Source organism: Caballeronia sp. LZ028 (assembly GCF_031451415.1).
Taxonomy (GTDB): domain Bacteria; phylum Pseudomonadota; class Gammaproteobacteria; order Burkholderiales; family Burkholderiaceae; genus Caballeronia; species Caballeronia zhejiangensis.
Genome location: NZ_JARUXN010000001.1, coordinates 1 through 15,106 on the forward strand (window position 1 = coordinate 1; position 15,106 = coordinate 15,106).

Genomic DNA, 15,106 nt, shown 5'->3' on the forward strand with positions numbered 1-15,106 from the left:
ACAACACGAGATCGATGAGGGTTTCGTGCTGACCTGCCAGTGCCATCCGGTGAGCGAGCGCGTGGTTGTGAGCTTCGACGAGCGGTAAGCGACGTCCCGCCGGCATTCGATTCGCGTAAACTAGGATCGCTCACCCGAGCGGTCCTTTCGTCTTTCCGGCAGCCGACACCGATGAACACGATTCATGTCACGAATGGCGATAGCGCGGCCCAATCGCTCACCGAAGCCCTGCTGCGCGCGGAACGCGATGAGCGCGTCATTGCGCTGCGCGACGATCTCGCCGTCGGTCCGCTTAGGGACATCGACGAATCGGTGCTCGCGCGCGCCACGTTCTGGCGTCAGATCATAACGAGCGGCATCGACTTCGAAGACGAACTCGAACAGCAACAGGCGCTCTTCACCCGCCTCGCGCGCGGCGACGGACAGATCGTCGTGTGGCACGGTCAGAGCGCGGCGGATCAGCTCACGTTGCGACGCGTCGCCTATCATCTGCGCAATGCGCCGCAGCGCCTGAACGAAGCAAAACTCACGTACGACGATCTGTCGATCGGAACCGACGACAGCGAGCCGCAACGCGTCAGCCGCGAAGACCGCGCGACGGCCGTCGGCATGTTCTCGCCGAAGCAACTGGTCGCGAAGCTGCCGACCGCCGCGCCCATTTCCGTGCTGCGCATCAGCCGGCTCGCGCTCGAATGGCAGGAAGCGAAGTACGCCAACGCGGAAACGCGCCGGCTGCGCGACAACATGCTCGTATCGGGAACGTGGACCGACGTCGACGAAGCGCTGCTCGATCTCGCCAGTCCAGAATGGAAGCCGGCCGCCCGCATCGCCGGCGCGGCGATGGCACAGCGCTTCGATTTCCTGCTCTCCGATGCCGTCGCGTTCTGGCGTTGCCGCGAACTCGTGATGGCGGGACGGCTTAAAATCCGCGGCACGCCGTCCGAAATCAGTCAGGCCGAACTGCGCCGCTGAATCCATATTTATAAGAACGCATTCTTCGAACACATGGCCCGTACCAAAGCGCCCGATCACGAGACGCAACGCGAACAGATCCTCGAACTCGCCGCCGCGAAATTCGCGCAGACGAGCTATCCCAGTACCTCGATGGCCGATCTCGCCGCGGCGAGCGGCACGTCGAAAGCCCGCCTCTATCACTATTACGAGAGCAAGGAAGCGATCCTCTTCGATCTGCTCGATCGCTACACGAAGCGGCTGATGCTGATCATCGCGGAGGTCGAAGGCGCGAGCCAGCGGCGCGGACTGGGCGAGCGCGAGGCGTTCGCCGAGCTCGTGCGCGCGTTCCTCGCCGAATATGAGACGTCGCACAGCCGGCACGTTGCGCTGCTGAACGACGTGAAGTATCTCGAAGAGGCGCAGCGCGAAATCGTCCTCGATCGTCAGCGCGACATCGTGGCGGCGTTTGCGCGACAACTGGCGCGCGCGTATCCGAAACGCGCGACCAAGGACAATCAGACCGCCCTCACGATGATGGTGTTCGGCATGATCAACTGGACGTTCACCTGGCTCAAGCCGGGCGGAAAGCTCGGCTACAGCGAATTCGCCGAGCAGGTCGTCGACATGATCGAAAATGGGTTAAACGTCGACCGTTAGAAAATGCTGCGGCACAACAGACTCACCGGTCGGTGAACCGTTGCGTTCACGCCAATCTGTTAAGCGACTGATTTCATTGACCTAAATTGATTTCAGCGCTCGTTTAGAACGTCACGCCTAATCGGTTTTAAGGGTTTTCCCGTACTCGCTTCTCCCAGATCGGCTAGAATTCGTTTTGCTTTGCAGCACGCTGCATGACGAATCGAAGGAGAAACGACCGTGGAACTGACTATCAACCGCACTGCCGAGCAGATCGTCGCGCACGATCAGCCGCTCAAGGACGCGCGTATGCCGGTTCTCGTCCGCGAGTTGTCTTCGGCGGATCGCGAGCGTCTCCTCACGCACTTCCTCGCGCTCGATGAAGACGACCGTCTTCTGCGGTTCGGCCAGATCGTGCCGGACCACGTCATCGAGAACTACGTGCGCAACATCAATTTCGCGGACGACAAGGTGTTCGGTGTCTTCGGCAGCGCGCTGGAATTGATCGGCGTCGGCCATCTGGCCTATCTGCCCGCCGAAGGCGACAAGCGCACCGCCGAGTTCGGCGTGTCGGTGCTCGAAAGCGCCCGCGGCCGCGGCGTCGGCTCGAAGCTCTTCGAGCGCGCCGCCATGCGCAGCCGCAACACGCACGTGTCGGTGCTCTACATGCACTGCCTGTCGCGCAACTCGACCATGATGCACATCGCGAAGAAGTCGGGCATGAAGATCGAGTACGCGTACGGCGAAGCGGACGCCTATCTGTCGCTCGCGCCGGCCGATCAGACCAGCATCATGGCCGAAATGCTCCAGGAACAAGCGGCCGTGTTCGACTACGCGATCAAGCGCCAGGCGCATCGTGCGTCGCAGGTTTTTCAGGCGTTCGTTCCGACGGCGGACGCAGCTTAACCATCATCGAGAACAGCGCGGGGTTTGCGCTGCGAGCGGGACCAGCAAGGGCGGCATCGACCGCCCTTTTTCATTTCAGCGCAACGGCAGAACCGTCGTCTCCTTGATGCGCTCCAGCGAGAAGCTCGAGCGTACGTCGATCACCGATGGATGATGCAGCAACTCGTCCTGCACGAAGCGCGAAAAGTCATCCATGTCGCGCACTTGCACGCGCAGCAGAAAGTCCATCTCGCCGGTCATCGCGTCGCACGCGACGACTTCCGGCCATGAACGCACGGCTTCGCGAAAGAGATCGCCGTGCGTCGGCGCCTTCGGCGTGCCCGCCGCGGCCTGCGTGCCGCCGCGCTTTTCCAGACGCACGTTGATATAGGCAAGCAAGCCGAGCCCGAGTTTTTTTGCGTCGAGCAACGCGACGTACCCGCGAATGACGCCGACCTCCTCCAGCCGACGGATGCGCCGCAAGCACGGACTCGGCGACAGATTCACGCGCTCGGCGATCTCCTGATTCGACAGCCGGCCATTTTCCTGAAGGATCGCAAGAATGCGGCGGTCTATCGTGTCCAATTCGGGTTCGGCCATTTCATAGCTCCGGAATGCACTCGATTAGCAGTATCGTGCGCAATCTTATGAATGCGCGATTTGTTTCGCAAGTTTTTGCCATCGCCATCTGACTAAACTGTCTTCACGTCGCGCACACGCGCCGCACGCCAATCAGGAGACATGCATGACCGCAACGACTTGGGACAATCCCGTCGGCACCGACGGCTTCGAGTTCATCGAATACACCGCGCCGGATCCCGTCGCGCTCGGGAAACTGTTCGAGCAGATGGGCTTCACGGCGATCGCGAAGCATCGTCACAAGGATGTGACGCTGTATCGGCAAGGGGAAATCAACTTCATCGTGAACGCGGAGCCGGATTCCTTCGCGCAGCGCTTTGCGCGTCTGCACGGGCCGTCGATCTGCGCGATCGCGTTCCGCGTCGCCGATGCCGCCAAGGCGTATCAGCGCGCGCTCGAACTCGGCGCCTGGGGTTTCGACAACAAGACCGGTCCGATGGAGCTGAATATCCCGGCGATCAAGGGCATCGGCGATTCGCTGATCTATTTCGTGGATCGCTGGCGCGGCAAGAACGGCGCGCAGCCGGGCAGCATCGGCGATATCAGCATTTACGACGTCGATTTCGAGCCGATCCCGGGCGCGGAGCAGAATCCGGTCGGCCACGGCCTCACGTATATCGATCACCTGACGCACAACGTGCATCGCGGCCGCATGGTCGAATGGGCGGAGTTCTACGAGCGGCTCTTCAACTTCCGCGAAGTGCGTTACTTCGATATCGAAGGCAAGGTGACGGCAGTGAAGTCGAAAGCGATGACCTCGCCGTGCGGCAAGATCCGCATTCCGATCAACGAGGAAGGCTCGGAGAACGCCGGCCAGATTCAGGAATATCTCGACGCGTATCACGGCGAAGGCATTCAGCACATCGCGCTCGGCACGGGCGACATTTACGGCACCGTCGACGGACTGCGCGGCGCGAAGATCGCGCTGCTCGATACCATCGACACGTATTACGAACTCGTCGATCGTCGCGTGCCGGGGCATTGCGAATCCGTCGCGGAACTGAAAAAGCGCAAGATTCTGATCGACGGCACCAAGGACGAAATCCTGTTGCAGATCTTCACGGAGAACCAGATTGGGCCGATCTTCTTCGAGATCATTCAGCGCAAGGGCAACCAGGGCTTCGGCGAAGGCAACTTCAAGGCGCTGTTCGAATCGATCGAACTGGATCAAATGCGCCGTGGCGTGCTGAAGGACACCACCGCGAGTTAAGAAATACGAGCGGCACAAAAAAAGGGACATGAATTTCATGTCCCTTTTTCCATTCCGGCGGCCCGCTTTGTCGGCGCGGACCGCGACGATCGGGTCAGCCCGCCGTCTCGTCGTCGCTGCTTTCGGATTCGCGGCGCTGTTGGGCGCCAGCCTGAACCGACTGAACGCGCACTTGCGCGACCTGTGCAACCGACGACGCCCCGAACGGCGAGGCATTATTCGCCCGTGCGCCACCAACGGGCGCGCTGATGGCGAAAAAGGCTGCCGAAACCATCAAGAAATTCTGGATGTGGCGTTGTTTCATCGTTATCTCCTTCTAACTGCTTGCGTACAACTCGCTTTCGGAAGCCAAAACGTGCTTAAAAAGGTGGCACGGGATTTCCGGAAGCGCCATTTTAGACAGGGATGAGTGGCAGGGTTCCGAAGATCGGTCGGTTTTACACGATGTAACAAAACCTTCCCGATCACGGTCAAATCGTCAAGGAATTGACGCAAAGCGCAACCAAGCGAGGAATTTTTAACGGGTTTGTCCCACTGTCTCGAAAACCCTTAGACCGGCAAACTGGAATCCCGGCCCGACCGTTCATAAGACGCGACGGCCCGAAACATGCTTTGGTGATCCCAAACCTCGGGTGGAGGAAGACACATAATGAACGCCCCGCTAGACGCAGAACAGAGAGCTTCGCTAGAAGCCGCGCTGAAGTCCGTCACGCTCGACGACAAATACACGCTCGAACGCGGCCGCGCCTACATGAGCGGCATCCAGGCGCTGGTGCGTCTGCCGATGCTCCAGCAAGAGCGCGACAAAGCCGCTGGTCTCAATACGGCCGGATTCATCTCCGGTTATCGCGGTTCTCCCCTCGGTGGTCTCGATCAGTCGCTCTGGAAGGCGAAGAAGCATCTCGCCGGGCATCAGATCGTGTTTCAGCCGGGCGTGAACGAAGATCTGGCCGCCACCGCCGTGTGGGGCTCGCAGCAAGTCAACCTGTACCCGAGCGCCAAATACGACGGCGTTTTCTCGATGTGGTACGGCAAAGGTCCGGGCGTCGATCGCTCGGGCGATGTCTTCAAGCACGGCAACTCCGCTGGCTCCGCAAAGCACGGCGGCGTTCTCGTGCTCGCCGGCGATGATCACGCCGCGAAATCGTCGACGCTCGCGCATCAGTCGGAGCACATTTTCAAGGCGTGCGGACTGCCGGTGCTGTTTCCGTCGAACGTGCAGGAATATCTCGATTTCGGCCTGCACGGCTGGGCGATGTCGCGCTACTCCGGCCTGTGGGTCGCGATGAAATGCGTGACAGATGTCGTCGAGTCGTCGGCTTCGGTCGATATCGATCCGCATCGCACGCAAATCGTGCTGCCCACCGATTTCGCGATGCCCGACGGCGGCCTGAACATCCGCTGGCCCGATCCGCCGCTCGTGCAGGAAGCGCGTCTGCTCGACTACAAGTGGTACGCGGCGCTGGCCTATGTGCGTGCGAACAAGCTCGACCGCGTGGAGATCGATTCGCCGCACGCGCGCTTCGGCATCATGACCGGCGGCAAGGCGTATCTCGACGTGCGTCAGGCGCTGACCGATCTCGGCCTCGATGACGCGACGTGTTCGCAAATCGGCATTCGTCTCTACAAGGTCGGCTGCGTGTGGCCGCTGGAAGCGCAAGGCGCGCAGGAATTCGCGCGCGGGCTGGAAGAGATTCTCGTCGTCGAAGAAAAGCGCCAGATTCTCGAATACGCGATCAAGGAAGAGCTGTACAACTGGCCGGATGCGCAACGTCCGCGCGTCTACGGCAAGTTCGACGAGAAAGACGGCGCCGGCGGCGAATGGTCCGTGCCGATGGGCAACTGGCTTCTACCCGCGCACTACGAGCTGTCGCCCGCGATCATCGCGAAGGCGATCGCCACGCGCCTCGAAAAGTTCGATCTCCCCGCCGACGTGCGTGCGCGCATCGCGACGCGCCTCGCCGTGATCGACGCGAAGGAGAAATCGCTCGCGCGGCCGCGCGTCGAGGCGGAGCGCAAGCCGTGGTTCTGCTCGGGCTGTCCGCACAATACGTCGACGAACGTGCCGGAAGGATCGCGCGCGATGGCCGGAATCGGCTGTCACTACATGACGGTCTGGATGGACCGCAACACGAGCACGTTCAGCCAGATGGGCGGCGAAGGCGTCGCGTGGGTCGGCCAGGCGCCGTTCTCGAACGACAAGCACGTCTTCGCGAATCTCGGCGACGGCACGTACTTCCATTCGGGCCTGCTCGCGATCCGCGCGGCGATCGCGGCGAAGGTGAACATCACCTACAAGATTCTTTACAACGATGCCGTCGCGATGACGGGCGGCCAGCCCGTCGACGGCGTGCTGACCGTGCCGCAGATCACGCATCAGCTCGCGGCGGAAGGCGCGGCGAAGATCGTCATCGTCACGGATGAGCCGGAGAAGTACACGGCGAACCTCGGACTCGCGCCGGGCATCGACGTGCATCATCGCGATGAACTCGACGATATCCAGCGCCAGTTGCGCGACATTCCGGGCACGTCGATCCTGATCTACGACCAGACCTGCGCCACCGAGAAACGGCGTCGCCGCAAACGCGGCGCGTTTCCCGATCCGGCGAAGCGCGTCGTCATCAACGAGGCCGTGTGCGAAGGTTGCGGCGATTGCTCGGTGAAGTCGAATTGCCTGTCGGTGGAACCGCTCGAAACCGAGTACGGCACGAAGCGGCAGATCAACCAGTCGACGTGCAACAAGGACTATTCGTGTCTGAACGGCTTCTGCCCGAGCTTCGTCACGGTGGAAGGCGGGCAGTTGAAGAAACCGAAGGCGACGAGCGTCGCGAGCGATGCGATGCCCGCCGTGCCCACGCCCGAGCTGCCGGAAATCGGGCGGCCGTATGGCGTGCTGGTGACGGGCGTCGGCGGAACGGGCGTCGTGACGATCGGCGCGCTGCTCGGCATGGCGGCGCATCTGGAGCAGAAAGGCGTCACCGTGCTCGACGTCACCGGTCTCGCGCAGAAAGGCGGCGCCGTGATGAGCCACGTGCAGATCGCGAATCGTCCTGCCGATATCCACGCGACGCGCATCGCGATGGGCGAGGCGGATCTCGTCATCGGCTGCGACGCGATCGTGACCGCGAGCAACGAATGCGGCTCGCGGATGCAGCCGGACCACACGCGTGTCGTCGTGAACAGCGCGCAAACGCCGACCGCCGAGTTCATCAAGAATCCGAACTGGAGCTTTCCGGGCGCGAGCGCCGAGGCGGATATCCGCGCGGCGGCGGGCGAGCACGTCGCGCTCGTCGATGCCAACCGCTTCGCCGTCGCGCTGATGGGCGACGCGATTTATACGAATCCGTTCGTGCTCGGGTTTGCGTGGCAGAAGGGCTGGGTGCCGCTGCGGCATGAATCGCTGGTGCGCGCGATCGAATTGAACGCGGTGCAGGTCGAGAAGAATCTCGCGGCGTTCGAATGGGGACGACGCGCGGCGCACGATCTTTCGTCGGTTACGCGGCTCGCTCACGGGACGCAAACGCAAGACGCGCCGGGCAAGATCATTGCGCTGCATACGCCGAAGGCGCTCGATACGCTCATCGACAAGCGGCTCGACTATCTCGCGAAGTATCAGAACACGGCTTATGCGGCGCGGTATGGGCGGCTGGTCGCGTCGGTGCGCGCGAAGGAAGCGGAACTCGGAACCGGTGATTATTCGTTGACGGAAGCTGTCGCGAAGAATCTTCACAAGCTCATGGCTTATAAGGACGAGTACGAAGTCGCGCGCCTGTATGCCGATCCGGTTTTCCTCGACAAGATTCGCGGGAGCTTCGAAGGCGACTGGAAGATCAAGGTGCATCTCGCGCCGCCTTCCTTGTCGAAGAAGGATTCGCATGGGCATCTGGTGAAGAAGCAGTACGGCCCGTGGATGATGTCCGCGATGCGTGTTCTCGCTCGTTTCAAGTTCCTGCGCGGGACGGCGCTCGACCCGTTCGGACGCACGGAGGAGCGGAAGATGGAGCGCGCGTTGATCGGCGAATACGAAGCGCTGGTGAAGGAGCTGATCGGCGGATTGACGGCAGAGAAGCTGCCGCTCGCGATCGAACTGGCGAATCTGCCGGATTCGATGCGCGGGTATGGGCACATCAAGGAAAACAACGTGAAGGCCGCGAAGCTGAAGTGGGAGAAGTTGCTGGGACGGTGGCGCGATCCGCAGGGTGACGAAAAGCGACAAGTAGCCTGACGCGCTGGCTCAAAAAAAACGGCGATCCTTTCCGGATCGCCGTTTTTCTTTCAGCGCAGCAAATAAACCTTACTTCGCCACGCGCGCATTCGCGCTCGCCACCGCCGTCATATTGATGATCCGACGCACGGTCGCCGCCGGCGTGAGGATATGAACCGGCTTCGCGGCACCCAACAAGAACGGCCCGACCGTCACGCCTTCGCCGCTCACCATCTTGAGCAGGTTATACGTGATGTTCGCCGCCTCGACGTTCGGCATGATGAGCAGATTCGCCTCGCCATGCAGCGTCGTGCCGGGGAACGAAGCCTTGCGCACGGCTTCCGAGAGCGCCGCGTCGCCGTGCATTTCACCGTCGATTTCGAGATCCGGCGCGCGCTCGGCGATCAGCTTGCGCGCTTCGGCCATCCGGCTCGCCGATGCGCTCGGCACGCTGCCGAAGTTCGAATTCGACAGCAGCGCGACCTTCGGCTGCACGCCGAAACGCTCGATCTCGCGCGCGGCGAGAATCGTCATGTCGGCGAGTTGTTCGGCCGTCGGCGTCTCATTGACGTACGTGTCGCTGATGAACAGATTGCGCCCTTGCAGCATCAGCAAGTTCATCGCCGCGAAGTTGTTGGCGCCTTCGGCCTTGCCGAGCACCTGATCGATGAACTTCAGATGATCCTGATACGTGTCGATGAGACCGCAGATCATCCCGTCCGCGTCGCCGGTATGAACCAGAATCGCGCCGATCAGCGTGTTGAACTTGCGCAGCGCGGCCTTCGCGCTTTCGGGCGTCACGCCCTGACGCGCGGCGATCTCGTGATACGCCTGCCAGCTCTTCTGATAACGCGGATCGTCTTCCGGATTCACGATCTCGAAATCGACGCCTGGCTTCAGCTTCGAGCCCATCTTCTGCAGACGCATCTCGACGACCGCCGGACGCCCGATGATGATCGGCTTCGCGATCTTCTCCAGCAGCACGAACTGCGCGGCGCGCAGCACGCGCTCGTCCTCGCCTTCCGCGAACGCGATGCGCGCCGGCGCCGCCTTCGCCGCCGCGAACACCGGGCGCATCACCATGCCCGTGCGATACACCGTCGCGCCGAGCGTCTCGCGATACGCGTCCATGTCCTTGATCGGACGCGTCGCCACGCCCGAATCCATCGCGGCTTGCGCGACAGCCGGCGCGATCTTGATGATGAGGCGCGGATCGAACGGCTTCGGAATCAGATATTCCGGACCGAATTCCAGCGAATGACCTTCGTATGCCTTCGCGACTTCATCGCCCTGATCGGTCTCTTCGGCGAGTTCCGCGATCGCGCGCACGCACGCGAGCTTCATCTCTTCGGTGATCGTCGTCGCGCCGACATCCAGCGCGCCGCGGAAGATAAACGGAAAGCACAGCACGTTGTTGACCTGGTTCGGATAGTCCGAACGGCCCGTCGCGACGATACAGTCCGGACGCACGCGCTTCGCTTCTTCCGGGCGGATTTCCGGCTCGGGATTCGCGAGCGCGAGAATCAGCGGCTTGTCGGCCATCGTCTGGACCATCTCGGCCTTCAGCACGCCCGCGCTGGAACAGCCGAGGAACACGTCGCAGCCGTGCATCGCATCGGCGAGGGTGCGCGCGTCGGTCGACGCCTGATAGCGCTCCTTCGACGCATCCAGATTGCCGCGGCCTTCGTAGATCACGCCCTTCGAATCGATCACGAGCGTGTTCGACTTCTTCAAACCCAGATGCACGAGCAGATCCAGACACGCGATCGCCGCCGCGCCCGCGCCCGAGCAGACGAGCTTCACTTCCTCGAGCTTCTTGCCGACCACTTTCAGGCCGTTGAGAATCGCCGCCGAAGCGATGATCGCCGTGCCGTGCTGATCGTCATGGAAAACGGGAATCTTCATGCGCTCGCGCAGCTTCTTCTCGATATAGAAGCATTCCGGCGCCTTGATGTCTTCGAGATTGATGCCGCCGAGCGTCGGTTCGAGCATCGCGATCGCATCGACGAGTTTGTCCGGATCGGTTTCAGCCAACTCGATGTCGAACACGTCGATGCCCGCGAACTTCTTGAACAGGCACCCTTTGCCTTCCATCACCGGCTTGGCCGCGAGCGGGCCGATGTTGCCGAGTCCCAGCACGGCCGTGCCGTTCGTCACGACGCCGACGAGATTCGCGCGCGACGTGTACTTCTGCGCGTCGAGCGGTTCGTCGTAGATCGCCATGCAAGCGGCCGCGACGCCCGGCGAATACGCGAGCGAGAGATCGAGCTGGTTGGATAGCGGCTTGGTCGGAGTAACCGAAATCTTGCCGGGGCGGGGATTCTGGTGATACGCGAGGGCGCTTTGCTTGAGTTGTTCGTCCATGATTGACCTGAGACGTTTGGGAATTATTTGAACAGGGTTCACACTGCCGTCGACCGTGCTGCAATGAATGCGGAAATGTGAATCGATGGACCAAGTATCACGGCTCGGCACGTCGGATAGACGCAACGTGCCGCTCGGAAGGATGTGACGAGCGGACGGAGCCTTGGTTTTTTTGGGACGTCCAGTGTACACCGCGCACTTGAAATGACGCGATGCAACGTTTCAGCGCAATTTCGTCCGATGAAGCACGCTCAGACGAGCTCGGCGCCGCGCTTTTCGGGGATCAGAAAGAGCGTCGCGATGACATCGAGCAGATAGATCGACGCGAGGAACGCGAGCGCGACCGCGAACGAATAGCGCGCCGCCAGCGCGCCGACCGCGACCGGTCCCAGACCGCCTACCGCGCGCCCGATGTTGAACAGCACGTTCTGCGCTGTCGCGCGCGCTTCGGTCGGATAGATTTCGGAGATCAGCGCGCCGTAGCCGCCGAGCATGCCGTTCACGAACACGCCCATCACCGCGCCGCCGATCAGCAACGCGGACGGGCTCGTCAGATTGGAGTAGACGAAGACCATCGCGACCGCGCCGATCTGATAGACGAGAAACGCGGGCTTGCGCCCGAAGCGATCCGCCGCGAGACCGAACAGCCAAATGCCGAGCGCCATGCCGAGTACGGTGGCCGCGGTCCAGAGACCGGATTTCGTGAGCGAGTAGCCGAACGTCTTCGACAGATAGCTCGGCAGCCAGATCATCAGCCCGTAATAGCCGAAGTTCTGCACCGAGCACAGAATGATGACGCCGATGCTCGCGCGCGCGGTGCGGGCGTCGTCGAAGAGACGTTTGAGCGGCAGCTTGCGGGCGCGGTTCGCTTTCGCGGCCGCGCGGCGTTCGGTGAAGAGCGCGGGTTCCTCCACATGCCGCCGCACGAAAAACGACGCCACCGCCGGCAGCAGCCCCACCGCGAACATGCCGCGCCAGCCGATCAGGGGGAGGAGCAACGGCGTGACGAGCGCGGCGGCGAGCACGCCCAGTTGCCAGCCGATTCCGACATACGACGACACGCGCGCCCGCAAACGCGCGGGCCACGCCTCGGCGACGAGCGCCATGCCGATGCCGAATTCCCCGCCCAGCCCGATCCCGGCGATGGTGCGGTAAATCAGCAGATCGCCATAGCCCTGCGCGAGCGCGCATAAACCGGTGAAGACGGCGAACACGAGAATCGTCCAGGTCAGCATGCGGACGCGGCCGAAATAGTCGGACAGCATGCCGAACACGATGCCGCCCGCGACCGCGCCGGCGAGCGTCCACGTGACGAGCGCGCCGGATTGCGCGGGCGTGAGATGCAGGTCGGCGGCGATCGCGGGCAGCATGAAGCCTAGAATCAGCAGATCGAAGCCGTCCATCGCGTAGCCGAGAACGGACGCGATGAGCGCCTGCAGCGCGTGGCGCGTGGGCGCGACGCTGGAATCTTGTGTAGAGGGAACGGATGTCATCGGCGATGTGAAGTTGCGCAACGGCGCCGCGAGTTTACGCGCGAGCGGCGCGGCTTCACAACCTGCAAACAATTCGCCCCGCCTCGCCGCCTCGGGTAAAATGGCGGGCTAGCTGTGCATGGGACGGCCTTAAGGCGCCGAACTAACGCGCCGAACTAAGGCGCCGAAGCGCCAAGTCCCGTCGACACGCGCGCAGGAAACGCCAAAAGCCATCCGAAAGGAATGCTCTTTCCGCGTCGATCCATGCGCCAGGGCCCGCGCGGCCGCCTCCCGCTTTCCAAGCGCCACACAAGTCCAAGGATTCGCCCATGACAGGCTTCGATCGCCAGACGATCTCCGACACCACCGCCAAGATGTTGCTCGAAGTGCAGGCGGTGCACTTCAACGCGGAAAAACCGTACATCTTCACGTCCGGTTGGGCGAGCCCCGTGTATATCGATTGCCGCAAGCTGATCTCCTACCCGCGCGTGCGCCGCGGCCTGATGGAGATGGCCGAAGCGACCATTCTGCGCGACGTCGGCTACGAGCAGATCGACGCGGTCGCCGGCGGCGAGACCGCTGGCATCCCGTTCGCGGCGTGGATCGCCGATCGCCTGATGGTGCCGATGCAATATGTGCGCAAGAAGCCGAAGGGCTTCGGCCGCAACGCGCAGATCGAAGGTTTGCTGACCGAAGGCCAGCGCGTGCTGCTGGTCGAGGACCTGACCACCGACAGCCGCAGCAAGATCAACTTCATCAACGCGCTGCGCACCGCGGGCGCGACGGTGAATCACTGCTTCGTGCTCTTCCACTACAACATCTTCAAGGAAAGCGTGTCCGTGCTGAAGGACATCGACGTCGATCTGCACGCGCTCGCCACATGGTGGGACGTGCTGCGCGTCGCGAAGGAACAGGGCTATTTCGAGACGAAGACGCTCGATGAAGTCGAGAAATTCCTGCATGCGCCGGCGGAATGGTCGGCCGCGCACGGCGGTGCAACTGCGGCTCCGCAATAAATATTGACAGTCGCAAGGCAATGAAAATGCAAAAAACCGCTGATTAAACTCAGCGGTTTTTTTAATTCTGCAAGCGGACGAACTAAAGCGAGTTCGGATTGGAAAGCGAGGAATCGTCGAGCGAGCCGTCGCCGGAATACGCCGACAGGTTCATTAATCCGTTGCTTTGCGCGTACTGAAACAATTCCGAATCGCGCTCGATGCCGAGTTTGCGCATCGCCGTATTCTTTTGCGTGCTGATCGTCTTGATACTGCGCCGCAATTGAGCCGCAATTTCGGTGATCGTCATGCCCGAGACGAACAGGCGCACCACTTCGAGCTCGCGCTTGGACAGGATGACGCTGCGCTGCTGCCCGCTCGCGCCGAGGCCCATGCTGTCGAGCGCGACCTTCACCGACGGCCCGAGGTATTCCTGGCCGCGCATCACGTGCTGGATCGCCCAGCCGATGTGATTCATGTCGTCGGCCTTGTTGATGATCGACATCACGCCGACCTCGCGCAAACGTTTGAGCAACGCCGGATTCTCGAGCATCGTCAGCACGACGAGTTTGACCCGCGGGAATTGCCGTCCGATGTAGCCGAGCAAGGGCATGCCGTCGCCGTACGAACCGCCGCGCATGGCGAGATCGGTGACAAGAACGTCGCAGGGAGACTTCTGAAGCAACTGGATGAGTTCGGTCGACTGACGCGCCTGCCCGATGACGTCAACCTCCGGAAACTTGTTGAGCGCCTGCGTCGCGCCGAAAAGGATCACCGGATGGTCGTCTGCGATAATGACTTTTATTCGCTGGCTCATTTAACTCTCCTGTATTTCAGTCGATTTGTTGCCGCGCGAATCTGCATCGAATTACTCATTTCTACATTCAATAGAGTCGGAAGTCGTCGCCGTCAAGGCGCTGCTTTCACTACGTCCAAACCTGCGAGCGCACAATGCGCCATCGGTTAAGTCCCAAGGAATCCAAGCTTTAATGCTTTGTTGCAATGTTAAACTGCAAGCTGGTTCGAAGCGCATCACTGAGACAAAAAACATCGTTGCGGCCAGCGAAACGCTGCTATAACGCGCGGCGATACTGACAGGAGTTCAGCCCATGCGCCTCACCGGCCGACGCGTGAGTTCGAGTGGCCATGTCGTATCAGTACTGTTCATCGCCTTGGCGGCGGCGGTTTTTCCCATTTCGCGCGACGCTGCGGCCGATCCCGTCTTCACCGTGACCAGTACGGATCTCGCGCCGGGCAAGACTATCGGGCGCGATCTGCTTTTCGATCAATCCGAGTGCAAGGGCGGCAACCGCTCGCCGCAAATTTCCTGGCATGGCGCGCCTTCGAACGCGCGCAGCTTCGCCGTGACCATCTTCGACCCCGACGCGCCGGGGCGCGGATGGTGGCACTGGGCCGTCGCCGGCATTCCCGCCGGCACGGATCGGCTGCCGAACAACGCGAGCGCTTCGGGCGCGCTGCGCAAGCTGGGCGCCATCGAAGCGCGCAACGACTGGGACACGGACGGCTACGGCGGCCCCTGCCCGCCGCCCGGCAAGCCGCATCGCTACATCGTGACCGTGTACGCGCTCAACAGCGCCGATCTGCGCTTGCGCCAGGGCACGCCCGCACTCATGTTCGAACACGAAATCCGCACAATGGCGATCGCCAGCGCGCGACTCACCTTCACATACGGGCGATAGTCGGACGTCGAGAACCGTGCGGTCGCGCCGGTCGGTCAGAAATTGTC

12 protein-coding genes are annotated in these 15,106 nt (G+C 61.9%); 7 read left to right on the forward strand and 5 right to left on the reverse strand.

Annotated features, from left to right (window positions below):
• Positions 1-171: 171 nt before the first annotated feature.
• From QCE58_RS00005 to QCE58_RS00015, 3 genes are all read left to right on the forward strand, one after another.
• On the forward strand, positions 172-972 hold the full coding sequence (locus QCE58_RS00005) for a DUF1835 domain-containing protein (protein ID WP_034473234.1): 801 nt from the start codon (positions 172-174) through the stop codon (positions 970-972).
• Between the two features lie 33 nt (positions 973-1,005).
• Positions 1,006-1,611, forward strand: coding sequence for a TetR/AcrR family transcriptional regulator (locus QCE58_RS00010; protein WP_008352714.1), 606 nt, complete (start codon positions 1,006-1,008; stop codon positions 1,609-1,611).
• Positions 1,612-1,899: 288 nt separating this feature from the next.
• A complete protein-coding gene (locus tag QCE58_RS00015) occupies positions 1,900-2,496 on the forward strand; it encodes a GNAT family N-acetyltransferase (RefSeq protein WP_235366314.1) in 597 nt (198 codons plus the stop codon).
• A gap of 75 nt (positions 2,497-2,571) precedes the next feature.
• Here the strand turns inward: QCE58_RS00015 and QCE58_RS00020 are convergent, their stop codons facing one another.
• A complete protein-coding gene (locus tag QCE58_RS00020) occupies positions 2,572-3,075 on the reverse strand; it encodes an Lrp/AsnC family transcriptional regulator (RefSeq protein ID WP_250481700.1) in 504 nt (167 codons plus the stop codon).
• A gap of 145 nt (positions 3,076-3,220) precedes the next feature.
• Between QCE58_RS00020 and hppD the strand changes: the two genes are divergently transcribed.
• On the forward strand, positions 3,221-4,324 hold the full coding sequence (gene hppD, locus QCE58_RS00025; RefSeq protein ID WP_008352709.1) for a 4-hydroxyphenylpyruvate dioxygenase: 1,104 nt from the start codon (positions 3,221-3,223) through the stop codon (positions 4,322-4,324).
• A 94-nt stretch (positions 4,325-4,418) separates the two neighbouring features.
• Here hppD and QCE58_RS00030 read toward each other — a convergent pair whose 3' ends face one another.
• Positions 4,419-4,628 (reverse strand): hypothetical protein, encoded by a 210-nt coding sequence (locus tag QCE58_RS00030; protein WP_008352707.1) that lies wholly within the window; start codon positions 4,626-4,628, stop codon positions 4,419-4,421.
• Between the two features lie 345 nt (positions 4,629-4,973).
• On the opposite strand from QCE58_RS00030, the gene QCE58_RS00035 reads away from it, so the two are divergent.
• The gene (locus QCE58_RS00035; RefSeq protein ID WP_250481701.1) at positions 4,974-8,549 is read left to right on the forward strand and encodes an indolepyruvate ferredoxin oxidoreductase family protein; all 3,576 of its coding nucleotides are present in this window, start codon (positions 4,974-4,976) and stop codon (positions 8,547-8,549) included.
• Positions 8,550-8,618: 69 nt separating this feature from the next.
• Here QCE58_RS00035 and QCE58_RS00040 read toward each other — a convergent pair whose 3' ends face one another.
• Together QCE58_RS00040 and QCE58_RS00045 are read right to left on the reverse strand one after the other, a co-directional pair.
• Positions 8,619-10,892, reverse strand: a complete 2,274-nt coding sequence (locus QCE58_RS00040; RefSeq protein ID WP_034473239.1) for an NADP-dependent malic enzyme — start codon at positions 10,890-10,892, stop codon at positions 8,619-8,621.
• A 251-nt stretch (positions 10,893-11,143) separates the two neighbouring features.
• Positions 11,144-12,385, reverse strand: a complete 1,242-nt coding sequence (locus QCE58_RS00045; protein WP_250435327.1) for an MFS transporter — start codon at positions 12,383-12,385, stop codon at positions 11,144-11,146.
• A 308-nt stretch (positions 12,386-12,693) separates the two neighbouring features.
• On the opposite strand from QCE58_RS00045, the gene QCE58_RS00050 reads away from it, so the two are divergent.
• The gene (locus QCE58_RS00050) at positions 12,694-13,380 is read left to right on the forward strand and encodes an orotate phosphoribosyltransferase (RefSeq protein ID WP_008352701.1); all 687 of its coding nucleotides are present in this window, start codon (positions 12,694-12,696) and stop codon (positions 13,378-13,380) included.
• Between the two features lie 82 nt (positions 13,381-13,462).
• Here the strand turns inward: QCE58_RS00050 and QCE58_RS00055 are convergent, their stop codons facing one another.
• A complete protein-coding gene (locus QCE58_RS00055) occupies positions 13,463-14,176 on the reverse strand; it encodes a response regulator (RefSeq protein ID WP_250520827.1) in 714 nt (237 codons plus the stop codon).
• Between the two features lie 292 nt (positions 14,177-14,468).
• Between QCE58_RS00055 and QCE58_RS00060 the strand changes: the two genes are divergently transcribed.
• On the forward strand, positions 14,469-15,059 hold the full coding sequence (locus QCE58_RS00060; protein ID WP_008352697.1) for a YbhB/YbcL family Raf kinase inhibitor-like protein: 591 nt from the start codon (positions 14,469-14,471) through the stop codon (positions 15,057-15,059).
• Positions 15,060-15,106 lie beyond the last annotated feature (47 nt).